Here is a 26,139-nt window from a genome sequence, read left to right as displayed (position 1 = left end):
GCTTGCCGGCGAAGGCGTCTTCAGGCTCCCGCCTCCACCTTCCTGTGCAACAGCGTTTGCAGAGCCGCTTGCAATCCCCCGGCCTTCTCGCCAATCACCACGTGCCAGATATCTCCCTCCATGCGCCGCATACCCTGGCAGCCCAGGCTCTTGAGCGCCGACTCCGACAGGCTGCGGCTGTCACTCAGTTGCACCCGCAACCGGGTCAGGGCCACGCAATCCATCTGTAGCAGGTTGTCCCGGCCTCCCAGAGCGCTGAGCCACTGCTGGGCTTCCTGGGTGGAAATGTCGATCTGCTGTGGTGCTTCTACGGGCGACGGCGTCACCGTGACGTTGGCCGAGGCTGGCAACGCCAGGCGGATCTGGTCGGCAATGCTGTCGGCCATCGGTCCCACCACCACCTGCAAACTGCCACCCTTGCCGGGGCGTACCACGGCCATGGCGCCCAAGGTTTTCAGTTCGGCGTCCACGGCCAGGTTGCGATCCGCCAGTTCCAGGCGCAGGCGAGTGGTGCAGGCGCCAACGGTGATCAGGTTGCGCGCACCGCCCAGGGCCTTGATGTAGGCCGCGGCGCGCTGATCGGCGTTGAGTTCGGACTTCTCGCCGGAGGGGCTGTCCTCGCGTCCCGGCGTTTTCAGGTTGAAGCGGCGGATACAGAAGTCGAACACCAGGTAGTACACCACCGCATACAGCAGCCCCACCGGAAACACCTTCCAGCCATTGGTGGAACGGCCCCAGCCCAGGGCCATGTCAATGGCGCCTCCGGAGAAGGTAAATCCCAGGTGGATGTTCAGCAGATTGGTCAGGGCCATGGCCAGCCCCGTCAGCAGTGCATGCACCAGGTACAACAGTGGTGCGAGGAACATGAAGGCGAATTCGATGGGCTCGGTGACCCCGGTGAGGAAGGAGGTCAGGGCCATGGACAGGAAGATCCCGCCCATCACCTTGCGCCGCTCCGGCACGGTGTTGCGGTACATCGCCAGGCAAGCGGCTGGCAGGCCGAACAGCATCATCGGGAACATCCCGGTCATGAACTGGCCGCCCTTGGGATCGCCGGCGAAATAGCGGGTCAGGTCGCCAGTGACCACCGCACCGGTGCTCGGGTCGGTGAAGCTGCCGAAGATGAACCAGGCCATGTTGTTGAGGATGTGGTGCAGGCCGGTGACGATCAGCAGGCGATTGAACACACCGAAGACAAAGGCACCGAAGCTGCCGCTTTCCAGCAGCAATTGGCCGAAGCTGTTGATGCCGTGCTGGATCGGCGGCCAGATCAGACCGAACGCCACCCCCAGGCCCACGGCGGTAAAGCCGGTGGCGATGGGCACGAAGCGGCGGCCGCCGAAGAACGCCAGGTACTCCGGCAGTTTGATGTCCTTGAAGCGGTTGTACAGCGCGCCGGCCATCAGCCCGCTGATGATCCCGGCGAGCATGCCCATGTTGATGCTGGCATCCAGCACCTTGAGGGTCGAGATCATCACCAGGTAGCCAATGGCCCCGGCGAGTCCGGCGGTGCCGTTGTTGTCCTTGGCAAAGCCCACGGCGATGCCGATGGCGAAGATCAGCGCCAGGTTGCCGAAGATCGATTGCCCGGCATCGTGAATGATGGCGATGTTCAGCAGGTCGGTATCACCCAGGCGCAGCAACAGGCCGGCAATGGGCAGGATGGCAATGGGTAGCATCAGCGCCCGGCCGAGGCGTTGCAGGCCCTCGATGAAATACTGGTACATGGCGTCTCTCCTGGAATTCTTGTTATGAGTGCAGAGGCCAAAGCCGTTCGCAGGCCTGACGGACTGCGGCGGCGCCGGGCAGGTTGAGCAGCGGTTGGCTGAGGTGGCGGCATTGGCCGGCGTCCAGTTGGCGCACCCGGTCCTTGATCTCGCCGACCTGAGGCGGGCTGACCGACAGCTCGCTGACCCCCAGGCCAATCAGGACGGGGGTGGCCAGCGGATCGGAAGCCAGTGCACCGCAAACCCCGACCCAGCGACCATGGCGCTTGGCGCCGGCACAGGTCTGGGCGATCAGCCGCAGCAGGGCGGGGTGCAGGGCGTCGACCCGCGCCGCCAACCCGGCATGATCGCGGTCCATGGCCAGGGTGTACTGGGACAGGTCGTTGGTGCCGATGGACAGGAAGTCGGCATGCTCCGCCAGTTGCTCGGCCATCAGCGCGGCAGCCGGTACTTCGATCATGACTCCCAGCTCCGGGCGCTGGCTCAGGCCCAGTTCCACCGCGAGCTGATCCAGGCGCTGACGGATATGCAGCAGTTCGGCCACTTCGGTGACCATCGGCAGCATGATCCGGCAGCGCTGCACGGGGCTGACCTGGAGCAGCGCCCGCAGTTGCTGGTCCAGCAGTTCTGGGCGGGCCTGGGCCAGGCGGATGCCCCGCAGGCCCAGCACCGGGTTGGCCTCCACTGGCAGTGGCAGGTAGTCCAGTTGCTTGTCGCCGCCGACATCGATGGTGCGGATGATCACTGGCTTGTCGCCCATGGCATCCAGTACCGCCTGATAGGCCTGTAGCTGTTCGGCTTCATCCGGAGCGGTCAGGCGATCGACGAACAGGAACTCGGTGCGCAGCAGGCCGACGCCATCGGCACCACCCTGGTGGGCGTCCCGGGCTTCATCGCTGGAAGCCACATTGGCCGCCACCTCGATCTGCTGGCCGTCCTGGGTCAGGGCGGACTCATGGGCATGTTGCTGTTGCAGTGCACGGCGCTGGCGCTGGGTTTCACCAGCCTGTTGCACCTGTGCGATGCGCTGCTGGCCGGGCGCCAGTTCCAGGCGCCCGCCGTTGGCATCCAGCACCACCTGGCGGCCAGCGTCGATGCACAGCACCTCCGGACCCAGGGCCACCAGGCAGGGCAGGCCTTTGCCCCGGGCGAGGATCGCCACATGGGAGGTGGCGCCGCCGGCGGCCATGCACAGTCCGGCCACGCCCTGGGCGCTAAGTTGCAGAAGATCGGAAGGGGTCAACTCCTCGGCGGCGACGATCGCCCCGGGCGGCAGATCGTAGTGCCAGGCCTCCCCCAGCAGGGCGCGCAGTACACGTTGCTGCAGATCCCGCAGGTCGTTGGCGCGTTCGGCCAGCAGTGCGCTGCCCAGTTGCTGGAGGATTTGGCATTGCTCGGCAATCGCCGCGCTCCAGGCATGGGTGGCTGCGCGCCCCCGGGCAATGGCGGCTTCGGCGGCGTCCAGCAGGGTTGGGTCTTCGAGCAGGGCCAGGTGGGCGCTGAAGATGTCCTGTTCCTGCTGGTCGCGGCGTTGTCGGGCCTGCTCCAGGGTGTGGCGGATTTCCTCGCGCACCTGGTGCAGGGCTGCGCTCAATGCTTGCCGTTGGGGCTCGGGCGGATGCTGACCGTGATCGTCAGCCAGGACCATGGCGTTGAGTCGCACCAATGGCCCGCACACCAGGCCTGGCGCGGCGCAGACGCCCGGCAGCACGCCATCTTCCACGGGGCGTTGGACGACTGGGGCCGGTGCCGGGATTTCGCCATGGGCATCTGCGGCCATCGCGGTACCGAGGGTCTGCAGCATTGCCTGCAAGGCATCCTGGCAATCGGCGCCCTGGCAATTGACCAGCACTTCATCCTGCTCACCGATGCCCAGGCTCATCAGGGCGATCAGGCTGGTGCAGGGGGCGCTCTTGTCCTTGAAGGTCAACTGCGAATGGCTGTTGAAACTCAGGGCGGTCTGGCGCACCAGGGCGGCTGGGCGGGCATGCAGGCCGCCGCGATGGGCAACCTTGATTCGGGCGCTGGCCTGCTGCTCGGATTGCTCTGGCGCCAGCGGTTGCGGGTCAGCGTTGGCACGGCGGCTGATGTGCAGCAACGGCTTGCCCACCTTGACCGCGGACAGGGTCAGCGGGCGCAGGTCGAAGCCCTCGCCGTTGGTCAGGATCAACAGGCTGATCAGGCTTCGGCAATGCTGCGCCACATGGTCCAGGTCAACCCGCAGCAGGGGCTGGCCGGCGCTGACCTGCTGGCCTTGCTCCACCAGCAGGGCAAACCCTTCACCTTGCAGTTCGACGGTGTCCAGGCCCAGGTGCAGCAGCAGTTCAGCGCCGTTGGCCGCCCGCAGGGTCACGGCGTGCCCGGTGCGAGCCACTTGGATCACTTCACCGGCGCAAGGCGCGTGCAGGGTGTCGTTGAGCGGGTCGATGGCAATCCCGTCGCCCATGGCGCCGCTGGCGAACACCGGGTCGGGGACGTTGCGCAAGGGCACTACAGGCCCGCTTAACGGGGCACTGAGCGTCAGGTCGTTATTGTTGTTGTGCATGGCGCAGTACTCATCGATCAAAGGGGCTTAGTGCGTGCGGGTCACTTTGCTCAGGTGCCGCGGCTGGTCCGGGTCCATGCTGCGGGCCTCGGCCAGGCCGGCGGCCATCACATAGAAACTCTGGATCGCCAGGATCGGGTCCAGCGCCGGGTGTTCGGCGCGGCTCAGGGTCAGGTCGCGTTCGCCGATGTCATCCGGTGCCGCCAGCAGCACCTTGGCGCCGCGCTGGCGCATGTCGGCAGCGAGGCTCAGCAAGCCGCCCTGTTCCGCGCCACGTGGGGCAAACACCAGCAACGGATAGTCGTGGTCGATCAAGGCCATCGGGCCGTGACGGACTTCGGCGCTGCTGAAGGCTTCGGCCTGAATCGCTGAGGTCTCCTTGAGCTTGAGCGCGGCTTCCTGGGCGATGGCAAAGCCGGCGCCGCGGCCGATGACCATCAGCCGCTGGCAATCGCGCAGGGCGTTGATCGCCAGGTCCCAGTCCTGGGTCGCGGCTTGCTGCAAACCTTCGGGCAATGCCAGGCCGGCTTCCAGCAACTGGTTGTCCTCGTTCCAGTGACCGATCAGGCGGGCGCTGGCGCTCAGGGTGGCGATGAAGCTCTTGGTGGCGGCCACGCTCTGCTCGGCACCGGCGTACAGCGGCAGGGAGAATTCGCTGGCGGCTTCCAGAGGGCTGTTTTGCGCATTGACCATGGCCACGCTCAGGGCGCCGCGTTTGCGCAGTAGGCGCACGCTGTTCACCAGGTCCGGGCTCTGTCCCGATTGCGAGAAGGCAAACACCGCCTGGCCGCTGACCCGCAGGGGCGCCTGTTGCATGGTCACCACCGACATCGGCAGCGAGGCCACCGGGATGCCCACCTGTTGCATGGTCAGGTAGGCAAAGTAGCTGGCGGCATGGTCGGAACTGCCCCGGGCCACGGTCATTGCCACTTGTGGTGGCTGGCGGCGCAGGCGGCCGGCGACTTCGATCAGCGACGGATCCAGGTGCTTCAATTGGCTGCTCACGGCAGCGTGTGAGGACAGCGCCTCTTCAAGCATTTTTGAAGTCAATGTCTTCTCCTTCGACCATGACGGCGGTCAGTGTGAGTGCGCGGTCCAGGCGCACGCTGTCGGCCCAGCTGCCAGGTTGCAGGCGGCCGCGTTCAGGGATGCCGAGGTAATCGGCGGGAAATTGCGACAGGCGCTGGGAGGCTTCGGCCAGGGGCAAACCGATTTTCACCAGATTGCGCAGGGCCTGGTCCATGGTCAGGGTGCTGCCGGCCAGGGTGCCGTCGGCCAGGCGTACACCCCCCAGGCACTTGGTCACGGTGTGGCTGCCCAGCTTGTACTCACCGTCGGGCATGCCGGCGGCCGCGGTGGAGTCGGTGACGCAGTACAGGCAGGGGATCGAGCGCAGGGCCACGCGCATGGCGCCGGGATGCACGTGCAGCAGGTCGGGGATCAGTTCGGCGTACTGGGCATGAGCCAGGGCCGCACCGACGATGCCCGGTTCGCGGTGATGCAGTGGGCTCATGGCGTTGTACAGGTGGGTGAAGCTGGTGGCACCGGCGGCAAGGGCGGCCACGCCTTCTTCGTAGCTGCCCAGGGTGTGGCCGATCTGCATGCGCACGCCGCGGGCGCTGAGGGCGCGGATCAGTGCGTCATGGCCGGCGATTTCCGGGGCGATGGTGATCACCCGGATGGGCGCCAGTTGCAGGTACTTCTCCACTTCCGCCATGAGCGCGGTGTGGGCGAAGTTGGGTTGTGCACCGAGCTTGCCGGGGTTGATGTAGGGGCCTTCCAGGTGCACCCCGAGGACCCGGGCACAGCCATGGGGGCGCTGCTCGGCGTAGGTTCCAAGCTCAGCCAGAACCTGGCTGATTTCTTCGCTGGGGGCGGTCATGGTGGTGGCCAGCAGCGAGGTGGTGCCGAAACGCACATGGGTACGGGTGATGGTCTCGAAGGCTGTGCGGCCTTGCATGACGTCCTTGCCGCCGCCGCCGTGTACGTGCAGGTCGATGAAGCCCGGCAGCAGGTAGGGCAGGTCGTTGTCCGCCGGGTCGCAGGGGCTGCCTTCGATGGCGCTGACCTTGCCGTCCCGATGAATCAGGCGGCCACGGACCCAGCCTTGGGGCGTGAGGATATTGTCTTCGGACATGGGCGTTTCTCTGGCTCCAGGGGGCGGATTCAGCGTCGCAGTTCAGCGACGAAGTCGTAGTAGTCGTTGCGGCAGTAGGTGTCGGTGACTTCGATCGGTGTGTTGTCTTCCAGGTAGCCGACCCGGGTCATCAGCAGCATCGCGGTGCCGGGGGCGATGCCCACCAGGGCGGCGAATTCGTCCGAGGCATTGATCGCCTGGATGTGCTGCAGGGCTCGGACCACGGGACGGCCGATGCTGTCGAGGTACTCGTAGAGCGAATCGCCGACGGCCTCGGGCTGGGCAATGATGCTGGCCGGCAAGGTACTCATCTCGATCGCCATGACCGCATCGTCGGCTTTGCGCAGGCGCTTGAGGCGCGCCACCTTGTCGTTGGGCGACAGGCCGAGGCGGATCAGCTCTTCGTGGGTCGGCGGGGTCAGTGTGCGTTCCAGCCATTGCGAGCCGGGGACGAAACCTTTCAGGCGCAGCATTTCGCTGAACCCGGAAAGGCGCGACAGCGGTTGCTCAAGGCGCGGGGTGATGAAAGTGCCGGAGCCCTGGCTGCGCCGAATCAGGCCCCGTTCGAAGAGGACTTCCAGGGCCTTGCGCGCAGTCACCCGGGAGATGCCCAGCAGTTCGCTGAGGTTGCGTTCCGAAGGCAGTGCCTGCTCGGCTTTCCATTGGCCGGAGTGAATCGCGGCTTCCAGGTTGCGCGCCAGTTGCAGGTACAGCGGGGTCGGCTGAGTGTCGTCGGGACGCAGGGTCAGGAGGTGGTTCATCTGTAGGTTTTCCGATGCGGTTATTAGGTTGTTGTCGCCCGGTAATGCCGAAAAACTAATACCACTTAAATACCATGTCAACGCCACTGATCGGGTGTGGGCGCCGTAAATCGGGCACTTTCGGGGTGCTTTAGAGGATAAAGGATTGAAGTGGTATTAGGCAGGTCTGGCAGCGATGGCCAAAACCTCAGGCGGCGACCCGCAGCGGATCGCCAAGTGGTATGCGCGCTCTCGGGGCGCGGCAGGGAGGAAAATATTTTTTGCGCAGGAGGGATTAAGGGCGGATTTCGATCATGGTGCCGTCTTTGACCAGGCCCCAGACTTCGCGCATGTCGACATTGCGCATGGCGATGCAGCCGTCGGTCCAGTCGAGAGTGTGAAAGTACTGCTCGGGAAACTCTTCGGTGTCCGGGGTGCCATGGATCATGATCATGCCACCGGGGTTGACCCCTTCACGGCGCGAGCGCGCGGAGTCGGTGATGTTCGGGTAGGAGATGTGCATGGCCAGGTTGTAGCGATCACTGGTCTTGCGCCAGTCGAGCCAGTAAAGGCCTTCCGGGGTGCGTTTATCGCCTTCCATGAGCTTGGGGCCCTTGGGTTTCTTGCCCAGGGAAATCCGGTAGGTTTTCAGTGGTTTGCCGCCATTGATCAATTGCAGTTGATGGGCGGATTTGAGCACCAGGACTTTTTCGATGACCTTGCCGTCCAGGGTTTCCACCGTGGAGGCTTGAGACAGAGCGACGAAGGAACAGCACAGCAGGGCAAGCAACCAGCGCATTGACACGATATCCCCAGGCGCGCACAGGTTCCGTGCACGTTTTTATTGTTTAACTGATGGCAGGCTGAGAGAGCGGCGGAATGGATTCGGAGCGCACGGCAAATGCCTGTGTCCGCCGGTCAGCGAAGAAGCATTCTAAGGTACGGCCGACGGTGCGGAAAGCCAGCTCGGACCAAGGGATATCGGCTTCGTCGAACAGCTGCACTTCCAGGCTCTCGGGGCCGGCGGCGAAGTCCAGGTCGGCCAGTTCCGCGCGAAAGAACACGTGCACCTGGCTGATGTGCGGTACGTCGATCAGGGTGTAGATGTTCAGGTTGCGTACCCGGGCGCAGGCCTCCTCGCAGGTTTCGCGGATGGCCGCCTGTTCCACGGTCTCGCCGTTCTCCATGAAGCCTGCCGGCAGGGTCCAGTAGCCCAGACGCGGCTCGATGGCGCGCCGGCAGAGCAATACCTTGCCCTCCCAGGTGGCCAGGCACCCGGCGACGATGTTGGGGTTCTGGTAGTGAATGGTCTGGCAGTGATCGCAGACGAAACGCAGGCGCGAGTCGCCTTCGGGAATGCGCTGGGTCACCGGGTTGCCGCACTGGCTGCAAAATTTCATGTGGGGTATCCGAAAAGGCTGGGGCTATCTTGGCGCGCCGCCCGGTTGTCGGCAAGTTGTCGTTACAGGTGCGGGGGTTGGGCCTCTGATTGGATTGGTGCATGATGCACGGTAGCCAACAGATCGAGATGCCTCATGCTGGACGAGCTACTTCATCGGGTAAGCCATTACACGCCAAGAACGCTGGAGACCGACCGTCGTTTTCCCGAGGCTGCGGTGCTGGTGCCCATCACCCGCAGCGATGAACCGGAGCTGGTGCTGACCCTTCGCGCCAGCGGGCTTTCGACCCATGGTGGTGAAGTGGCCTTTCCCGGTGGCCGGCGCGATCCGGAAGACCCGGACCTGATCTTCACCGCGCTACGGGAGGCCGAGGAAGAGATCGGCCTGCCGCCGGGATTGGTGGAAGTCATCGGGCCCTTGAGTCCGCTGATTTCCCTGCACGGGATCAAGGTCACGCCTTACGTCGGGGTGATTCCCGACTATGTCGAATACCAGGCCAATGATGCCGAGATCGCCGCCGTTTTCAGCGTCCCCCTGGAGTTCTTTCGCCAGGACCCCCGTGAACACACCCATCGCATCGACTATCAGGGTCGCAGTTGGTACGTCCCCAGCTACCGCTTCGGCGAGTACAAGATCTGGGGCCTGACCGCGATCATGGTCGTCGAACTGGTCAACCTGCTGTACGACGCCAAGATCAGCCTGCATCACCCGCCGAAAACCTTTATCGATACCTGAAGCCATCGCCTCGCATGGCATAAACCCGCGGCTGCCTGAGCCATGAGGACAATAAGATGAAATACCGCCTGGGCGATGCCCGAGTCGACACCCATCCACAGAGCTGGGTGGCCCCGAATGCCACACTGGTGGGCAAGGTCAAGCTGGAGGAGGGGGCCAGCGTGTGGTTCAACGCTGTGCTGCGTGGCGACAACGAGTTGATCCTGATCGGCAAGCACAGCAACGTCCAGGACGGCGCCGTGATGCATACCGACATGGGGTTTCCGCTGACTCTGGGCACCGGCGTGACCATTGGTCATAACGCCATGCTGCATGGCTGCACCGTGGGCGACTACAGCCTGATTGGCATCAACGCGGTGATTCTCAATGGCGCGAAGATCGGCAAGAACTGCATCATCGGCGCCAACTCGTTGATCGGCGAAGGCAAGGAAATACCTGACGGTTCGTTGGTCATGGGCTCGCCGGGCAAGGTGGTACGCGAACTGACCGAACCCCAGAAGAAAATGCTCGAAGCCAGCGCTGCCCACTACGTTCATAATGCTCAACGTTATGCCCGAGACCTGGTTGAGCAAGAACAATGACAACCCCTGAAAGACCCGTTGCCTCGCCTTGCGTGAGCATCTGCGCCCTGGATGAACAAGACATCTGTACCGGTTGCCAGCGCACCGTGGATGAAATCACCAGCTGGAGCCGCATGGACAATACCGAGCGCCGTGCGGTCCTGGCCCTGTGCCATGAACGGGCCAAGTCCAGCGGACTGCTGTGGATGGTCGGCTCCAGTTCGGCGAGCTGATCCGCCCTTGTCGCCGGCAAGCCTGGTGTGGGTGGCTTGCCGGCGAAAGGGTTTCTTGGCCCAAACCCGCGCCTGCAGTAACCTGTTCACCTTCCTGACAGGTACTTTTCGCCCTCATGCTCTTCCTGATCACCTATATCAGCAGTGTCGTGCTGATCAACTATGCCTTTTCCGTTGCCCCGCACCTGGACATCATCTGGTCGGCTTGGGGCGGGCTGGTCTTCGTCCTGCGCGACATGGTGCAGACCCGCTTTGGCCACGGCGCCATCATCGCCATGCTGGCGGCCCTGGTGCTGTCCTACGTGACCTCCGACCCCACCATCGCCCTGGCCAGTGCCACCGCCTTTGCCGTTTCGGAATGCATCGACTGGCTGGTGTTCAGCATCACCAAGCGACCCCTGCACGATCGTCTGTGGATAAGCTCGGCCCTGAGCATTCCCCTGGATACTTTCATCTTCTTCGGCATGATCGATGCCCTGACCCCGGGGGTGATCTTCACCGCCCTGGGTTCGAAATTCGCCGGGGTCACCGTGGTCTGGTTGGCCATGGCTTGGCGTTTGCGCAAAGCGGCGTGCGCCGGCTGAGCCAAAGGCTGCGGTTCATGTAAAATGCCGCGCTCTTTCCCCATGGGTCGCCCGCCTGGCGCTCGGCCCTCGATGATCCGCTCCTTTGAGGACCTTCAGATGACTCGTATCGGAACTCCATTGTCGCCAACCGCGACCCGCGTCTTGCTTTGTGGTTGTGGTGAGTTGGGCAAGGAAGTGGTGATCGAGCTGCAACGCCTGGGTGTCGAGGTGATTGCCGTGGACCGCTATGCCAATGCGCCGGCGATGCAGGTGGCCCATCGCAGCCACGTGATCAACATGCTCGACGGTGCGGCCCTGCGGGCGGTGATCGAGGCCGAGAAGCCGCACTTTATCGTTCCTGAAATCGAAGCCATCGCCACCGCGACCCTGGTGGAATTGGAGGCGGAAGGCTTCACCGTAATCCCCACCGCCCGGGCGACTTCGTTGACCATGAACCGTGAAGGCATTCGTCGTCTGGCGGCTGAAGAACTGGACCTGCCGACCTCGCCTTACCACTTCGCCGATACCTTCGAAGACTATCGCCAGGCTGTGCAAGACCTGGGTTTCCCTTGCGTGGTCAAGCCGGTCATGAGCTCCTCGGGCAAGGGCCAGAGCCTGCTGCGCAGTGTCGATGACGTACAGAAAGCCTGGGACTACGCCCAGGAAGGCGGGCGTGCCGGCAAGGGGCGGGTGATCATCGAGGGCTTTATCGACTTCGACTACGAAATCACTCTGCTGACCGTGCGCCACGTTGGCGGCACCACCTTCTGTGCCCCGGTCGGCCATCGTCAGGAAAAGGGCGACTACCAGGAATCCTGGCAGCCCCAGGCCATGAGCCCGAAAGCTCTGGCCGAGTCCGAGCGCGTGGCCAAGGCGGTGACCGAAGCCTTGGGCGGCCGTGGTCTGTTCGGCGTGGAGCTGTTCATCAAAGGTGATCAGGTGTGGTTCAGCGAAGTGTCACCGCGTCCCCATGACACCGGCCTGGTGACCCTGATTTCCCAGGATCTGTCGCAGTTCGCCCTGCATGCGCGGGCGATCCTCGGCTTGCCGATTCCGCTGATCCGCCAGTTCGGGCCATCGGCTTCGGCGGTGATTCTGGTGGAAGGCAAATCCACTCAGACCGCCTTCGCCAATCTGGGGGCTGCCCTGAGCGAGCCGGACACTGCGTTGCGTCTGTTCGGCAAGCCGGAAGTCAACGGTCAGCGGCGCATGGGCGTGGCCCTGGCCCGTGATGAGTCCATCGAAGCCGCCCGGGCCAAGGCGACCCGCGCTGCGCAAGCGGTAGTGGTCGAACTCTGAGAAGCATCGCGAGCGAGGTCGCTCCCACAAGGTTTGCATTGAACCTGTAGGAGCGAGCTCGCTCGCGAAGCGGCCGCTCAGGCAATCCGATTCAGATCGTTATTGCGCGTTTCCTTCAAGCACAGCACCGCGATCAAGCTCAGGATCGCCGCCCCCGAAACATAGCCACCCACCCAGCTCAACCCGCCCATCGCCACCAGTTTCTGGGCGAAGAAGGGTGCCGCCGAAGCACCGACAATGCCCCCCAGGTTATAAGCCGCCGAAGCGCCGGTATAACGCACGTGGGTCGGAAACAGTTCCGGCAGCAGCGCGCCCATCGGGGCGAAGGTCACCCCCATCAGGAACAGCTCGATGCACAGGAACAGCGCCACGCCGGCGGTGGAGCCCTGAGTCAGCAAGGGTTCCATGGTGAAGCCGGAGAGAATCGCCAGCACGGCACCGACAATCAGCACCGGTTTGCGCCCGAAGCGGTCACTGGCCCAGGCCGACAGTGGAGTGGCCGCAGCCATGAACAGCACTGCGAAACACAGTAGGCCGAGGAAGGTTTCCCGGCTGTAGCCCAGGGTCGAGACGCCGTAGCTCAGGGAAAATACCGTGGAGATGTAGAACAGCGCGTAGCACACCACCATCGACGCGGCGCCCAGCAGTACTGGCAGCCAGTACTGGCTGAAGAGCTCCACCAGCGGCATCTTTACCCGTTCCTGGCGTGCCACGGCGTTGGCGAATACCGGGGTTTCGTGCAGCTTCAGGCGCACATACAGGCCCACCATTACCAGCGCGGCACTGAGCAGAAACGGAATACGCCAGCCCCAGGAGCGGAACTGCTCGTCATCCAGGCCCATGGCCAGGGCCAGGAACAGGCCGTTGGCGGCGAGAAAGCCGATGGAGGGCCCCAGTTGCGGGAACATGCCGAACCAGGCGCGCTTGCCTTGCGGAGCGTTCTCGGTGGCCAGCAGGGCAGCCCCACCCCATTCGCCTCCCAGCCCCAGTCCCTGGCCGAAGCGCAGTACGCAGAGCAGGATCGGCGCCCAGGCGCCGATGCTGGCATAACCCGGTAGCACGCCGATCAGGGTGGTGCACACCCCCATCAGCAGAAGGGAGGCCACCAGGGTCGATTTGCGTCCGATCCGGTCGCCAAAGTGGCCGAACAACGCCGAACCCAGGGGGCGGGCGAGGAAGGCGATGCCAAAGGTCAGAAAGGCCGAGAGCATCTGCGCGGTGCCGGAGGTCTGGGGAAAGAATACCGGCCCTATCACCAGTGCGGCGGCGGTGGCGTAGACGTAGAAGTCGTAGAACTCGATGGCGGTGCCGATAAAGCTGGCAGTGGCCACCCGGGTTGTAGAGTTGCTCGGTTGAGCAGGCGCGCAAGCGCTGTAGGCGGTGTCGGTCGTCATGCGGATATCCCTGACAGTCTGTGCTCCAGTGGAGCGAATTATTATGGTCGAGTACCCAGGGATGTGGGTTTGGCGCGGTCGCTGCTCGGGATGGGAGCCGCGTCGAACAGTGGCGGATGATGGCTGCAGGATCTCGCTGAGTGCGGGTAGCACGCGGGGCTGCGGAGCTTGGGTAAGCCGCCCGATTATAGAAAGGCCCCTAACGATTCAACAAGGGCTTCAGGGACGGGGGAACGTCAGGCGATGACGGGGGTGCTGCTGGTGTGCCAGATCAGCACGCGGCTGACACGATTTTCCTCGGTTTCGAGGATCTCCAGGCGGTAGCGGCCGATCTTCAGGCACACGGCGCTGTCGGGGATGGTCTCCAGTGCTTCGGTGACCAGGCCGTTGAGGGTCTTGGGGCCGTCGCTGGGCAGGTGCCAGCCCAGGCTCTTGTTGAGTTCACGGATCGAGGCGGCGCCTTCCACCACATAGCGGCCGTCGGCCTGGGGGTGGATGTGGGGGTTGTCCAGGCTGTGCTCGCTTTCGAACTCGCCAACGATTTCTTCGAGGATGTCTTCCAGGGTGACGATGCCCAATACCTCACCGTATTCATCCACCACCATGCCCAGGCGCCGTTGCTGCTTGTGGAAGTTGAGCAGTTGCAACTGCAAAGGGGTGCTTTCGGGGACGAAGTAGGGTTCGTGGCAGGCCGCCAGCAGGGCTTCTTTGGTCAGGCTGGCGTCGGGCAGCAGGTGGCGGATCTGCCGGGTATTGAGTACCGCCTCCACCTGGTTGATATCGCTGTGGAACACTGGCAGGCGCGTACGTTTGTTCAGGCGCAACTGGGCGATGATCTCGTCGATGGAGTCGTCCAGGTTGATGCCGTCGACTTCGCTGCGAGGCACCAGGATGTCATTGACGGTGATGTTGTCCAGGGCATGGATGCCGGACAGCGGGTGATGTTCCTGGGGGGCGGGTTCTTCATCCTGCAGGGCCGGGTCGTCGTCGCTGTGTTTGACCGCGCCGGTCTTGGTGGCGAAAGGGCGCAATAGCAGTTGGCCGATGGCCTGGAGCAGCCAGGCCAGGGGATAGACGATCTTCATGGGGATGGCGAGCAGGCTGTTGCCAAAGCTCAGGGTGCTTTCCGGGTAGCGCAGTGCCAGGGTGCGGGGCAGGTATTCGGCCAGCACCAGCAAACCACAGGTGCTGATCAGGCAGGCCAGCCAGGGGCCGTTTTCCGCCCAGTAGAACAGTGCCACCAAGGTGCTGATGATCACTGCCAGGACTCGGCACAGGGTGTTGCACAGGATCAGGCTTTCCTTGGGAAAGGCCAGTCGCGCCGTCGGCTTGTCGCCCGGGCGCGAGCCGTTGCGTTGGGTCAGCAGGTGCTGCTGGGCGGCATCGATAGCGGTGAACAGGCCCGACCAGACGATGAGCAGGGCGATTACCGCAAGCATGGGCCCGGAGGGCAGGGAGTCGGTCATGGCCGGTCGTCAGATGTGCAGGATGTATTCACGAACCAGCTTGCTGCCGAAGTACGCCAGCATCAGCAGGCAGAAACCTGCCAGGGTCCAGCGAATCGCCTTGTGTCCGCGCCAGCCCAGACGGTTGCGGCCCCACAGCAGTACGCTGAACACCACCCAGGCCAGGCAGGCCAGCAGGGTCTTGTGCACCAGGTGCTGGGCGAACAGGTTCTCGACGAACAGCCAGCCGGAGATCAGCGACAGCGAGAGCAGGGTCCAGCCGGCCCAGAGAAAGCCGAACAGCAGGCTTTCCATGGTTTGCAGGGGTGGGAAGTTCCTGATCAGTCCGGAGGGGTGCTTGTTTTTCAGCTGATGGTCCTGCACCAGCAGTAACAGGGACTGGAACACCGCGATGGTGAACATGCCGTAGGCCAGGATCGACAGCAGGATATGGGCGAGAATCCCCGGTTCCTCATCGATCACAGGCACGGTGCCGGTAGGCACGAACTGCGCCAGTAGCGCAGTCAGGGCGCCGAGGGGGAACAGCAGTACCAGCAGGTTTTCCACGGGAATCCGCCAGCAGGCCAGCAGGGTCAGGGCGATGACCGCTGCGGCGATCAGGCTGGCGGCGCTGAAGAAGTCCAGGCCCAGGCCGACCGGGGTCAGCAAATGGGTCAGCAGGCTGATGCCGTGGGCGAGCAGGGCCAGGATGCCCAGCATAACCAGCAGGCGCTTGTTCGCCTTGGCGCCTGTGGCCAGGCGAGAGCCTTGATAGAAGGTCGCAGCGGCATAAAGGACGGCGGCGGCGAGAGTGGGTAGCAAACTGGGTGACAAGGGGAGCATAAATCCTGTTAGGCAGGCCCGAAAGTCGCTGAGTTTGGCATAGAACCCACAGCCCTGAAAGACCACGCAAGCAGACGGCGAGGTGTCCGCCACGCACAGTCTTCGCTATAATCCGCGACCTGCCCACGCCGCAGGCTCATCGAGCTCTTGTTTATTAAGCTCTGGGCCGCCATTACCCCGGTCTACCTTGGGCCTGAAAGGATCGAGCATGTTTGAAAACCTAACCGACCGTCTCTCGCAGACGCTGCGCCATGTCACTGGCAAGGCCAAGCTGACCGAGGACAACATCAAAGACACCTTGCGTGAAGTGCGCATGGCGTTGCTCGAGGCTGACGTCGCATTGCCGGTGGTCAAAGACTTCGTCAACTCGGTGAAGGAGCGTGCGGTCGGCACCGAAGTGTCCCGTAGCCTGACCCCGGGCCAGGCCTTTGTGAAGATTGTCCAGGCCGAGCTGGAAAGCCTGATGGGCGCGGCCAACGAAGACCTGAACCTCAGCGCCGTGCCTCCGGCAGTGGTGCTGATGGCCGGTCTGCAAGGTGCGGGTAAGACCACCACTGCCGGCAAGCTCGCGCGCTTCCTTAAAGAGCGCAAGAAAAAGAGCGTGATGGTGGTGTCTGCTGACGTATACCGTCCGGCAGCGATCAAACAGCTGGAAACCCTGGCCAATGATATTGGCGTGACCTTCTTTCCTTCTGATCTTAGCCAGAAGCCGGTGGCCATTGCCGAGGCGGCTATAAAGGAGGCGAAGCTCAAGTTCATCGACGTGGTGATTGTCGATACCGCCGGTCGCCTGCACGTCGACAGCGAGATGATGGACGAGATCCAGGCGTTGCACGCGGCCATCAAGCCGGTGGAAACCCTGTTCGTGGTCGACGCCATGACTGGCCAGGACGCCGCCAACACCGCCAAGGCCTTTGGCGACGCGCTGCCGCTGACCGGTGTGATCCTGACCAAGGTCGACGGTGACGCCCGCGGTGGTGCCGCGCTGTCGGTACGGGCCATCACCGGCAAACCGATCAAGTTCATCGGTATGGGTGAGAAGACCGAGGCCCTGGAGCCGTTCCACCCTGAGCGTATTGCTTCGCGAATTCTCGGCATGGGCGACGTGCTCAGCCTGATCGAGCAGGCCGAGCAGACTCTCGACAAGGAAAAGGCCGACAAACTGGCCAAGAAGCTGAAGAAGGGCAAGGGCTTCGACCTCGAAGACTTCCGCGATCAGTTGCAGCAGATGAAGAACATGGGCGGCCTTGGTGGTCTGATGGATAAGCTGCCGAATATCGGTGGGGTTAACCTGTCGCAGATGGGCAACGCACAGAACGCCGCTGAAAAGCAGTTCAAGCAGATGGAAGCCATCATCAACTCCATGACCCCGGCCGAGCGCCGCGACCCTGAGCTGATCAGCGGTTCGCGCAAGCGTCGGATCGCCATGGGCTCTGGCACCCAGGTGCAGGACATCGGTCGCTTGATCAAGCAGCACAAGCAGATGCAGAAGATGATGAAGAAGTTCTCCGCCAAGGGCGGGATGGCCAAAATGATGCGCGGCATGGGCGGAATGTTGCCCGGCGGCGGCATGCCGAAAATGTGAAGAATCCGCGCCGGCAGTCATGTCGGCGCTTTTCCACGGGGACGTGGAATCTCGAGCAAACCCTCGATTGGGGCGCGCTCACTCGCTGCCGCTTGCGGCGGCTCCATAGCAAATCTGAGTGGCAGCCGATAGGCGCCGGAAAAAGTCATTTGCAAAAGTCCGGATATTCCTTAGAATATGCGGCCTTTCGGGCACCCATGCCCGCTGTGCATTTAGATTTGCAGCACCGACTACAGGAACGATGTTCACATGCTAACAATCCGTCTTGCCCTTGGCGGCTCCAAAAAGCGCCCGTTTTACCACTTGACCGTGACCGACAGCCGTAACCCACGCGACGGTTCGCACAAAGAACAAGTTGGCTTCTTCAACCCGATCGCTCGTGGTCAAGAAGTCCGCCTGTCCGTGAACCAAGAGCGCGTAGCCTACTGGCTGAGCGTTGGTGCACAGCCTTCTGAGCGCGTTGCTCAGTTGCTGAAGGAATCGGCTAAGGCTGCAGCCTGAACCCTATGAACGCGACGCCAGCTCCTGCTGATGATTTGATCGTTATCGGCAAAATCTACTCTGTTCATGGCGTTCGCGGCGAAGTGAAGGTCTTTTCCTTTACTGATCCGATTAAAAACCTGTTGGACTACAAAACCTGGACGCTCAAGCGCGAAGGTAGCGTGAAACAGGTTGAGCTGGTCAGCGGACGCGGGAACGACAAGTTCCTGGTCGCAAAGCTCAAGGGTCTTGATGATCGCGAAGAAGCTCGTCTTCTGGCCGGTTACGAGATCTGCGTGCCGCGCAACCTGTTCCCTGAACTGACCGACGGCGAGTACTACTGGTACCAGCTACAAGGTCTCAAGGTTATCGACACCCTCGGGCAACTGCTCGGGCAGATCGATCACCTGCTGGAGACCGGCTCGAACGATGTAATGGTGGTCAAGCCTTGCGTTGGCAGCCTGGATGATCGTGAACGCTTGTTGCCCTATACCGAGCAATGTGTGTTGAGCGTCGACCTGGCGGCAGGCGAGATGAAGGTGGAATGGGATGCGGACTTCTAAGCGTGGCTAACTTGCGCGTAGAAGTGATCAGTTTGTTTCCCGAGATGTTTTCCGCCATCAGCGAATACGGCATAACCAGCCGCGCGGTGAAACAGGGGCTCTTGCAGCTCACCTGTTGGAATCCGCGGGACTACACCACGGATCGACATCACACTGTGGACGATCGCCCGTTTGGCGGTGGCCCTGGCATGGTGATGAAGATCAAGCCCCTGGAGGATGCACTGGTTCAGGCCAGAAACGCAGCCGGGGAGGGTGCGAAGGTGATTTACCTGTCGCCCCAAGGCCGTCAACTGAATCAGTCGGCGGTACGCGAGTTGGCGAATGAGGATGCATTGATCCTGATTGCTGGTCGTTATGAAGGCATTGACGAGCGTTTTATTGAAGCTCATGTCGATGAAGAGTGGTCGATTGGCGACTATGTACTCTCCGGTGGCGAGCTGCCGGCGATGGTCCTGATTGATGCGGTTACGCGACTGCTGCCCGGAGCTTTAGGGCATGTGGATTCCGCGGAGGAAGATTCCTTCACGGACGGTCTGCTGGATTGCCCGCACTACACCCGACCGGAGGTGTATGCGGATCAGCGTGTTCCCGACGTGTTGCTAAGTGGCAACCACGCACACATCCGGCGTTGGCGTTTACAGCAGTCCCTTGGTCGGACCTATGAACGACGCGCCGATCTTCTGGAAAGCCGCTCGCTTTCTGGAGAAGAGAAGAAGCTGCTCGAGGAATATCTCCGCGAGCGGGACGATAGTTAACAACGTATCGATGGTAGATCCGACGATTTACCTTAGGAGCACAGCATGACCAACAAAATCATCCTTGCACTCGAAGCAGAGCAGATGACCAAAGAGATCCCAGCCTTTGCCCCGGGCGACACCATTGTCGTTCAGGTGAAAGTGAAGGAAGGCGATCGTTCCCGTCTGCAGGCGTTCGAAGGCGTAGTTATCGCCAAGCGCAACCGCGGTGTGAACAGCGCGTTCACCGTACGTAAAATCTCCAACGGTGTTGGCGTAGAGCGTACTTTCCAGACCTACAGCCCGCAGATCGACAGCATGGCTGTTAAGCGTCGCGGTGACGTGCGTAAAGCCAAGCTGTACTACCTGCGCGACCTGTCGGGTAAAGCAGCTCGCATCAAGGAAAAACTGGTTTAAGTCCAGCTTCCGATGCAGAAAAAAGCAGCCTACGGGCTGCTTTTTTGTTGCCTGTCATTTAGTGCCCGGAGCGGTTCAGCAGGGCGCAGACGGTGTTGGCGATCCGTTCCAGCAGTACCTCGTCATAAGGCAGCCAGGGCAGGGCGGTCAATTTGCCACTTTGTGCCGCCAGGGCCACTTCCACGGGTTCTCCATCGCGCGTCACGCGCCCGGTGACCAGATGCACCGCATGCTCGCCGACGCGGACATGGCGCCCCTCCATCGACAACACCCCCTCCTCGATAAGCGTGGCGAAAGCCGTGCTCAGTACGTGTTGGCGCATCAGCGTCATCTGGGTGAGATTGTGCTCGGCCAACAGATTCAGGCGTTGCTCGCGCTTGGCCGCTGGCATTTGCGGCAAGGATTGGCCGGTGGCAGTCTGTGCCAGTTCTTCGATGGCGAAACTGCTGACGCTGACCAGTAGGTCGATGGCCCGGCAGGCCTCTGAAAACACCTGCGGCGGCACATCCAGCAGCAGTATTGGCTGCCAGTATTTATCGACGCGTCGAGCGAAGCTTGCGCTACCGGACAGGCAGTGCCCCTGCAGCCCCGGATAGAGTGCTGCGTCCACCGCAAAACTCACCCGGATATCACCCAGGTTGCGGCTCAGGCCGCTGTCCCTGTCGATCTTCCAGCCTTCGCGGCGGGCCAGGCCGATCAGTGGGCGGATGGACAGGCTGTAGCCGGCGAATGCCTGGCAGGTATGGCTTTCCCGCTCTTGCTGGGACGGCAGGTAGTACTCGCGAAACACCTGGCGCAGCGGCTGTTTGATCCGGCGTTCGCTGATCAGGTTTTGCCAGGCGTGGCGCTCTGCGGCGTTGGCTGACAGCGGGTGCCACAGTGAAATCCTGCACCCGGCATCCAGGCTTAGCGGCTGGCCCCAGGGGTCTACCGCTTGCGCATCCGCGTTCAGCAGGAAGCTGCGGCGTTGGCCATGCCCGCAATGGGCAACCCAGACCAATGAGCGGGCAAAGGGCGAGCCCACGGCGGAGTCCGCCAATTGCTTTCGCCAGTCGCTGAAAGACAGCTCAAAGGCTTGCCACAGTCCGGACTCCAGGCAACTGGCCAGAAGCCCGTGCTGGGCCTTGCTCGGCGTGCTGGTGGGGGCCAGACGCAGGGCGATTTCGGGGCGTTGGGCCAGGCCGCGTTCGGCAGGTTTGAGGTTGCGTGTGAGTTTTTTCTGGATACTGGCATGCCGCACCAGGCTCAGGGCGTTGCGCAGGGCCTGCACGCTTTCCGGGGTTGGCACCTGCTCGATGCAGTGCCCCAGTGCAATGGCCAGGGACTGTGACGGGGCGGTCTTGGCCTGGGTCGGGGCGACGCAGGCCTTGGGCAGCAAAATGTCCATTAGCGGTGGCAGCCAGGAGGCATCGCGCAGCAGGGCGACCCGGGCGGCGCGGGCGATCACCGGGGTGTCATGGGTGGTGAAGGCGCCATCGGCCACATAGGGTGTGGCGCCGCTGTGGATAGCGTCCAGGCGCTGGGCTGCGGTGCTGAGGATCTGCTGTGAGAATTCGACGTAGGCCGCGTCATCCACCAGCACCCTGGCCGGGTCAGCACTCAGGTGATGATGGCCGGTCCAGTACTCGCTGCCGGCCAGGACCTGCTGTGAGCGGGGTTCCAGTTGCCCAAGCCGTTCGAACTCCTGCCGGGCGTAGGGTGCATCGGCGTAGTGCTGTTCCACGCAACGCCGCAGCGCCGCCTGAGCCTCTTCATCCACCCATTGCGCCAGCACGTACGCCTGGTGGTAATTCGCCGCCCACTGTGTGCAGGGTTCATCGAGGATCCTGCGCAGTTCCTCGGCCAGGGCGGCGTTCGGTGTACCGCTGAAACAGGCGAGTTGCTCCACCGCCTCCTGCCAATTCAGGCAGGTGCGCAGCGCCTCTAGCAGGGTGGTTTGATCGAGGGCTGGGCTCAGTTCCAGTTGTGTGGCCTGCTGCACAATCGAGGTCGCCAGTTGCTGCGCAGCCGGGTTGGCAGGGTCGCGCAGGGCTCGGCGGATAGCCGGCCACAGGCTGCCCAGTTGAGCGGGTGTCAGTGGGCTGATGTCGAGCGGCGGGCCCAAGAAATTCGGATGATCCACTCTGTCGGCGTTCAGGCGTTGCTGCAGGTGCGCGACGAGCGAAGGCGTGGGCAGGGCATCCATGGCGGCGAGTCTCCGTTTTCAGTGCGCGGATGATCGCATTTTTTATCGCCGATCGTGGCCTCTGACCCCAGCCGGGTTCTTTCGGCCCCTGCCGGGCGGCGATATACTCGCCGACCCAATAAAGTGTGATCGCCCGCGCCGTGCAGCCAGCACGGGACACCTAGGGTGAGTCACGCACTCCCGGCGCTCCTGGTCTGTTGTTATCCACAGGCAGGCGGCCCCCGATTGTTCCCATCAAGCCTTTGGTCGCTGCCTTGCAGCGCTCATCGGTGTTCCATGCCCGCAGCGTGCCCCTGCGCGGATCTATCCATTCAGGCAGTAGTCCGATGACCCTTCGTGAGCAAGAAATTCAGCGCCGCACCGAGCTCTCGGTGACCCGCGTGACCAAGGCGGTATTCCCGTCCACCACCAATCACCACAACACCCTGTTCGGTGGCACTGCCCTGGCATGGATGGACGAAGTTTCGTTCATTGCTGCCACGCGTTTCTGTCGCTTGCCGCTGGTGACGGTGTCCACTGATCGGATCGACTTCAATCATCCGATTGCTGCTGGTTCGATCGTTGAGCTGGTAGGTCGGGTAGTAAAGGTGGGCAACACCAGCCTCAAGGTCGAGGTGGAGGTGTTTGTCGAGAGCATGAGCTGCGACGGAAGGGAGAAGGCCATTCATGGCCTGTTCAGTTTCGTCGCCATCGATGACGACAAGCGTCCGGTGCCGGTGCTTCCAGGATTCGCAGCGTAGGAGCCGGCTTGCCGGCGAAGGCGTTCTTGCGGGCCTCTTCGCTGGCAAGCCAGATCCTACAGGGGAGCTCGGTTACAGGGACTCGGGCAGGATCAGGGCCAGCAGGGTCCAGCCAGCCGTCGGCTTGAGGTCGCTTTCTGGGGTGACTACATGCACCCAGCCGTTGCTGTCGCGGGCGAACAGCAGGGTCGCGCGTTCGCCGTGCAAAGTCTGGTAGTCGCCCCAGCCAAAGGCTTCGGTCAGGTGCGTGCTGTATAGCTCGGCGCCCTGGCCCAGCAGGCTCGCCAGTTTGGTGTAGGTCAAGGCTTCGCTGCCCAGAAGCTGGCCGCGATGTTCGTGGCTGGCGCGGTGCTTGTCGGTGCGTCGGCTTTCCTGGCTGTTGGCCAGGGCGTAAAGGCGCTGATGGCCAAAGTCGTGACGAAAGCGCATGGCCGCCAGGGTGTTGAGTTCGCCTGAAGGTGAGAGCGCCAGCAAATGCCCCAATCCCACCAGATCCAGATGCGCGTCGGCGTGCTGCGAGGCCGGATTGCCGAAATAGGTGGGCAGGCCTTCCATGCGTGCTGCACGGATATTCTCCCAACTGGAGTCGGTCAGCAGCACTCGGCTGCCCAGCTGCTGCAAGGCCTTGCCAATGGTGCGTGCCGGGCCGTTGGCGCCGACAATCAGGAAGCCGCTGGGGGCCGGTTCGGCCACTTTCAACAGGCGCGCCAAGGGCCGGGCAGTAGCGCTTTGCAGGACCACGGTACCGATGATCACGGCAAAGGTCAGTGGCACCAGCAGCAACGCCCCCTCGTGACCGGCTTCATCCAGGCGGATGGCGAAGATGGCCGACACCGCTGCTGCGACAATCCCCCTTGGTGCAATCCAGGCCAGCAAGGCGCGTTCACGCCAGTTGAGGCTGGAACCGGCAGTGGACAGCAACACGTTCAGCGGGCGAGCGATGAACTGGATCACCAGCAGCAGTATCAGCACCAGCGGCCCCAGGGCGATCAGTGCCTTCAGATCCAGGCGCGCTGCCAGCAGGATGAATAGCCCGGAGATCAGCAGCACGCTGAGGTTTTCCTTGAAGTGCAGGATGTGTCGCACGTCCACGCCCTTCATATTGGCCATCCACATGCCCATCAGGGTCACCGCCAGCAGCCCGGATTCGTGCATCACCTGGTTGGAGGCGATGAAGATTCCCAGGACTGCGGCCAGGGTCGCCAGGTTGTGCAGGTACTCCGGTAGCCACTGGCGACGCATGATGGTGCCCAGGACCCAGCCGCCGGCGATGCCGAACAGGCTGCCGCACAGAATCACTCCGCCAAAGGTCAGCAGGCTGTGGCTCAGGCCCTCACCGGCGGCACTGGCGATGATGAAGCTGTAGACCACCACTGCCAGCAGGGCGCCGATAGGGTCGATGACGATGCCCTCCCAGCGCAGGATATTGGCGATCGAGGCCTTGGGCCGAACCACTCGCAACATGGGCACGATCACTGTTGGTCCGGTGACCAGCGTCAGGGTGCCGAACAGCAGCGCCAGCATCCAGTCGAAGCCCAGCAGCCAGTGAGTGGCGAGGGTGATCACCGCCCAGGTGGACAGCGCGCCGATGGTCACTAGCCGGTGCACCACGCTGCCGATTTCACGCCATTCCGAGAGGTGCAGGGTCAGGCTGCCTTCGAACAGGATCAGCGCCACCGCCAGGGATACCAGAGGCATCAACAGCGGGCCGAACATCTCCTGGGGGTCGAGCCAGCCCAGCACGGGGCCTGCGAGAATGCCGCTCAGCAGCAGGAACAGAATGGCCGGCAGTTTCAGTCTCCAGGCCAGCCATTGGCAACCCAGTGCCGCCGCGCCGATGCCGCCGAAGGCCAGCAGAATCTGTTGTTCACTCATCAATGCACCCTGTTCCTTGAAATGGCTGGCTATGAAAGACTAGCGACCCTCTGCGCAGTTCACTATTTTTTACGCGTGGCCCCTGGGCCGTGCCTTTCGAGTCTTTATGCCCGCCATCGACCACCCCCTGATCGACCGTTTTCTCGATGCCCTGTGGCTGGAGAAAGGCCTGTCCGACAACACCCGCCATGCCTATCGCAGTGACCTGGCGCTGTTCAACGGCTGGTTGCAGGAGCAGGGGCTGGAGTTGCCGCGGGCCGGACGCGAACTGATCCTCGATCATCTGGCCTGGCGCGTGGAGCAGGCCTACAAGCCCCGGTCCACGGCCAGATTCCTCTCGGGGGTGCGTGGCTTCTATCGCTATTTGCTGCGAGAAAAGCTGATCGAGATCGACCCGACTTTGCAGATCGACATGCCGCAACTGGGGCGTCCGCTGCCCAAGTCCCTGTCGGAGGCCGATGTCGAGGCGTTGCTGGCGGCGCCGGACTTGAGCGAGGCCATCGGCCAGCGCGACCGCGCCATGCTGGAGGTGCTCTACGCCTGCGGCCTGCGGGTGACCGAGCTGATCAGCCTGACCCTGGAGCAGGTGAACCTGCGCCAGGGTGTGTTGCGGGTCATGGGCAAGGGCAGCAAGGAGCGCCTGGTGCCCATGGGCGAGGAAGCGATTGTCTGGGTCGAGCGATACATGCGTGATGCCCGGGCCGAGCTGCTGGGCGGGCGGCCCAGCGATGTGCTGTTTCCCAGCTCGCGTGGCGAGCAGATGACGCGGCAGACCTTCTGGCACCGGATCAAGCACCAGGCCAAGGTGGCCGGGATCGGCAAGGCGCTGTCGCCTCACACCCTGCGCCACGCCTTCGCCACGCACTTGCTCAATCACGGTGCCGATCTGCGAGTGGTGCAGATGTTGCTGGGCCACAGTGATCTGTCCACCACCCAGATCTATACCCATGTGGCCCGTGCCCGTCTCCAGGATCTGCACGCCAAGCATCACCCGCGGGGTTGATTTGGCTCCCGGGCGGCGCTTTGCGTCGCCCGTAGTCGGTGCCGGCAAACAGATGTGGTAGGCTTTGCCGGTTTGCAAAACGGGTGTTTGCGGGCCGTTGCCATTGCGACCGCTCCAAGTTGCCCATTTGCCCGCCTTCAGGAGTTCCCATGCGTTTGACCCAGATTTTTGCCGCCGCCTCCCTGGCGTTGCTCAGCACCTTCGCCATGGCCGATGACAGTGCCGAGAAAGCCATTCGCAAAAGCCTCGAGACCCTGCAGCTCGAAGTGCCGGTGGAGAGCATTACCGCCAGTCCCCTGGCCGGTCTGTACGAGGTCAAGCTCAAGGGCAGTCGCGTACTCTATGCCAGTGCCGACGGCCAGTTCGTGGTCCAGGGCTATCTGTTCCAGCTCAAGGACGGCAAGCCGGTGAACCTGACGGAAAAAACCGAACGCCTGGGCATTTCCAAGTTGATCAACGGTATTCCGGTCGCTGAAACTGTGGTCTATCCGGCTATCGGCGAGACCAAGACCCACATCACCGTGTTCACCGACACCACCTGCCCGTATTGCCACAAGCTGCACGCTGAAATACCGGCGCTGAACAAGCTGGGTGTCGAAGTGCGCTACGTCGCCTTCCCGCGTCAGGGCCTGGGTTCGCCGGGTGATGAACAACTGCAAGCGGTCTGGTGCTCGGCGGACAAGAAAGCCGCCCTGGACAAAATGGTCGACGGCAAGGAAATCAAGGCCGCCAAGTGCGAGAACCCGGTTTCCAAGCAATTCGCCCTGGGCCAGTCGATCGGCGTCAATGGCACGCCGGCCATCGTCCTGGCTGATGGCCAAGTCATTCCCGGCTACCAGCCGGCACCACAGATCGCCAAACTGGCCCTGGGTGCGAAATAATCCTGCATCGTCACGCTAGCCTTTGACGATCATGGCCCGCCGGTGAATGCCG

25 protein-coding genes are annotated in these 26,139 nt (G+C 62.8%); 13 read left to right on the top strand and 12 right to left on the bottom strand.

From position 1 onward, the window contains the following. Nucleotides 1-20: 20 nt before the first annotated feature. The 7 genes from nagE to FW796_RS03280 all read right to left on the bottom strand — a co-directional run bounded on the left by nagE (nucleotide 21) and on the right by FW796_RS03280 (nucleotide 8,549). Nucleotides 21-1,727 carry an N-acetylglucosamine-specific PTS transporter subunit IIBC gene (gene nagE, locus FW796_RS03310; RefSeq protein WP_346633504.1) on the bottom strand — a complete coding sequence of 569 codons (1,707 nt, stop codon included), beginning with the start codon at nucleotides 1,725-1,727 and terminating at the stop codon, nucleotides 21-23. 22 nt (nucleotides 1,728-1,749) lie between these two features. After that, nucleotides 1,750-4,272: a phosphoenolpyruvate--protein phosphotransferase gene (ptsP, locus tag FW796_RS03305; RefSeq protein ID WP_446439011.1), complete on the bottom strand. Its 2,523-nt coding sequence runs from the start codon at nucleotides 4,270-4,272 to the stop codon at nucleotides 1,750-1,752. A gap of 27 nt (nucleotides 4,273-4,299) precedes the next feature. Further along, on the bottom strand, nucleotides 4,300-5,322 hold the full coding sequence (locus tag FW796_RS03300) for an SIS domain-containing protein (RefSeq protein ID WP_346633502.1): 1,023 nt from the start codon (nucleotides 5,320-5,322) through the stop codon (nucleotides 4,300-4,302). After that, complete coding sequence (gene nagA / locus FW796_RS03295) at nucleotides 5,303-6,409, bottom strand: N-acetylglucosamine-6-phosphate deacetylase (RefSeq protein ID WP_346633501.1); 1,107 nt, start codon at nucleotides 6,407-6,409, stop codon at nucleotides 5,303-5,305. The genes FW796_RS03300 and nagA overlap by 20 nt, the downstream gene beginning before the upstream one ends. 29 nt (nucleotides 6,410-6,438) lie before the next feature. Then, nucleotides 6,439-7,170, bottom strand: a complete 732-nt coding sequence (locus FW796_RS03290) for a GntR family transcriptional regulator (RefSeq protein ID WP_102861287.1) — start codon at nucleotides 7,168-7,170, stop codon at nucleotides 6,439-6,441. A 274-nt stretch (nucleotides 7,171-7,444) separates the two neighbouring features. Then, complete coding sequence (locus tag FW796_RS03285; RefSeq protein ID WP_346633500.1) at nucleotides 7,445-7,948, bottom strand: L,D-transpeptidase family protein; 504 nt, start codon at nucleotides 7,946-7,948, stop codon at nucleotides 7,445-7,447. A gap of 49 nt (nucleotides 7,949-7,997) precedes the next feature. Next, nucleotides 7,998-8,549: an NUDIX hydrolase gene (locus tag FW796_RS03280; protein ID WP_446439010.1), complete on the bottom strand. Its 552-nt coding sequence runs from the start codon at nucleotides 8,547-8,549 to the stop codon at nucleotides 7,998-8,000. A 135-nt stretch (nucleotides 8,550-8,684) separates the two neighbouring features. On the opposite strand from FW796_RS03280, the gene FW796_RS03275 reads away from it, so the two are divergent. The 5 genes from FW796_RS03275 to purT all read left to right on the top strand — a co-directional run bounded on the left by FW796_RS03275 (nucleotide 8,685) and on the right by purT (nucleotide 11,942). Further along, the gene (locus FW796_RS03275) at nucleotides 8,685-9,284 is read left to right on the top strand and encodes a CoA pyrophosphatase (RefSeq protein ID WP_102878492.1); all 600 of its coding nucleotides are present in this window, start codon (nucleotides 8,685-8,687) and stop codon (nucleotides 9,282-9,284) included. Between the two features lie 56 nt (nucleotides 9,285-9,340). Then, nucleotides 9,341-9,865: a gamma carbonic anhydrase family protein gene (locus tag FW796_RS03270; protein WP_346633498.1), complete on the top strand. Its 525-nt coding sequence runs from the start codon at nucleotides 9,341-9,343 to the stop codon at nucleotides 9,863-9,865. Continuing rightward, nucleotides 9,862-10,077 (top strand): DUF1289 domain-containing protein, encoded by a 216-nt coding sequence (locus tag FW796_RS03265; RefSeq protein ID WP_446439009.1) that lies wholly within the window; start codon nucleotides 9,862-9,864, stop codon nucleotides 10,075-10,077. Before FW796_RS03270 ends, FW796_RS03265 begins: the two co-directional genes overlap by 4 nt. Nucleotides 10,078-10,193: 116 nt before the next feature. After that, nucleotides 10,194-10,661, top strand: coding sequence for a preQ0 transporter (locus FW796_RS03260; protein WP_346633497.1), 468 nt, complete (start codon nucleotides 10,194-10,196; stop codon nucleotides 10,659-10,661). Nucleotides 10,662-10,760: 99 nt separating this feature from the next. Next, nucleotides 10,761-11,942, top strand: a complete 1,182-nt coding sequence (gene purT, locus FW796_RS03255) for a formate-dependent phosphoribosylglycinamide formyltransferase (protein WP_346633496.1) — start codon at nucleotides 10,761-10,763, stop codon at nucleotides 11,940-11,942. A gap of 77 nt (nucleotides 11,943-12,019) precedes the next feature. On the opposite strand, the gene FW796_RS03250 is transcribed toward purT, so the two are convergent. The 3 genes from FW796_RS03250 to FW796_RS03240 form a co-directional block, all read right to left on the bottom strand. Then, the gene (locus FW796_RS03250) at nucleotides 12,020-13,336 is read right to left on the bottom strand and encodes an MFS transporter (RefSeq protein ID WP_346633495.1); all 1,317 of its coding nucleotides are present in this window, start codon (nucleotides 13,334-13,336) and stop codon (nucleotides 12,020-12,022) included. Between the two features lie 236 nt (nucleotides 13,337-13,572). Continuing rightward, nucleotides 13,573-14,802: an HlyC/CorC family transporter gene (locus FW796_RS03245; protein WP_346633494.1), complete on the bottom strand. Its 1,230-nt coding sequence runs from the start codon at nucleotides 14,800-14,802 to the stop codon at nucleotides 13,573-13,575. A gap of 9 nt (nucleotides 14,803-14,811) precedes the next feature. Then, the gene (locus FW796_RS03240) at nucleotides 14,812-15,624 is read right to left on the bottom strand and encodes a cytochrome C assembly family protein (RefSeq protein ID WP_123727600.1); all 813 of its coding nucleotides are present in this window, start codon (nucleotides 15,622-15,624) and stop codon (nucleotides 14,812-14,814) included. 208 nt (nucleotides 15,625-15,832) lie between these two features. Between FW796_RS03240 and ffh the strand changes: the two genes are divergently transcribed. The 5 genes from ffh (at nucleotide 15,833) to rplS (ending at nucleotide 19,403) form a co-directional block, all read left to right on the top strand. Continuing rightward, nucleotides 15,833-17,209, top strand: a complete 1,377-nt coding sequence (gene ffh / locus FW796_RS03235) for a signal recognition particle protein (protein ID WP_346633493.1) — start codon at nucleotides 15,833-15,835, stop codon at nucleotides 17,207-17,209. A 249-nt stretch (nucleotides 17,210-17,458) separates the two neighbouring features. Continuing rightward, nucleotides 17,459-17,710 (top strand): 30S ribosomal protein S16, encoded by a 252-nt coding sequence (gene rpsP / locus FW796_RS03230; RefSeq protein ID WP_007927680.1) that lies wholly within the window; start codon nucleotides 17,459-17,461, stop codon nucleotides 17,708-17,710. Nucleotides 17,711-17,715: 5 nt separating this feature from the next. Further along, nucleotides 17,716-18,252 carry a ribosome maturation factor RimM gene (gene rimM / locus FW796_RS03225; protein WP_346633492.1) on the top strand — a complete coding sequence of 179 codons (537 nt, stop codon included), beginning with the start codon at nucleotides 17,716-17,718 and terminating at the stop codon, nucleotides 18,250-18,252. Further along, a complete protein-coding gene (gene trmD / locus FW796_RS03220) occupies nucleotides 18,234-19,007 on the top strand; it encodes a tRNA (guanosine(37)-N1)-methyltransferase TrmD (protein ID WP_170001093.1) in 774 nt (257 codons plus the stop codon). The genes rimM and trmD overlap by 19 nt, the downstream gene beginning before the upstream one ends. A gap of 45 nt (nucleotides 19,008-19,052) precedes the next feature. Next, nucleotides 19,053-19,403, top strand: a complete 351-nt coding sequence (gene rplS, locus FW796_RS03215) for a 50S ribosomal protein L19 (RefSeq protein WP_007927677.1) — start codon at nucleotides 19,053-19,055, stop codon at nucleotides 19,401-19,403. 58 nt (nucleotides 19,404-19,461) lie between these two features. Here rplS and FW796_RS03210 read toward each other — a convergent pair whose 3' ends face one another. Beyond that, on the bottom strand, nucleotides 19,462-21,588 hold the full coding sequence (locus tag FW796_RS03210; RefSeq protein ID WP_446439008.1) for a DUF4132 domain-containing protein: 2,127 nt from the start codon (nucleotides 21,586-21,588) through the stop codon (nucleotides 19,462-19,464). Between the two features lie 326 nt (nucleotides 21,589-21,914). Between FW796_RS03210 and FW796_RS03205 the strand changes: the two genes are divergently transcribed. Then, nucleotides 21,915-22,328 (top strand): acyl-CoA thioesterase, encoded by a 414-nt coding sequence (locus tag FW796_RS03205; protein ID WP_102861301.1) that lies wholly within the window; start codon nucleotides 21,915-21,917, stop codon nucleotides 22,326-22,328. 72 nt (nucleotides 22,329-22,400) lie between these two features. Here the strand turns inward: FW796_RS03205 and FW796_RS03200 are convergent, their stop codons facing one another. Further along, nucleotides 22,401-24,203 carry a cation:proton antiporter gene (locus FW796_RS03200; protein ID WP_404938304.1) on the bottom strand — a complete coding sequence of 601 codons (1,803 nt, stop codon included), beginning with the start codon at nucleotides 24,201-24,203 and terminating at the stop codon, nucleotides 22,401-22,403. 106 nt (nucleotides 24,204-24,309) lie between these two features. Here FW796_RS03200 and xerD point away from each other — a divergent pair, with 106 nt between their 5' ends. Together xerD and FW796_RS03190 are read left to right on the top strand one after the other, a co-directional pair. After that, nucleotides 24,310-25,206, top strand: a complete 897-nt coding sequence (gene xerD, locus FW796_RS03195) for a site-specific tyrosine recombinase XerD (RefSeq protein WP_346633489.1) — start codon at nucleotides 24,310-24,312, stop codon at nucleotides 25,204-25,206. Between the two features lie 149 nt (nucleotides 25,207-25,355). Then, nucleotides 25,356-26,087, top strand: a complete 732-nt coding sequence (locus FW796_RS03190; RefSeq protein WP_123727604.1) for a thioredoxin fold domain-containing protein — start codon at nucleotides 25,356-25,358, stop codon at nucleotides 26,085-26,087. Nucleotides 26,088-26,139 lie beyond the last annotated feature (52 nt).

The sequence above is a fragment of the Pseudomonas sp. 910_21 genome, assembly GCF_052850735.1.
This window is presented reverse-complemented; position numbering and strand designations above follow the sequence as displayed.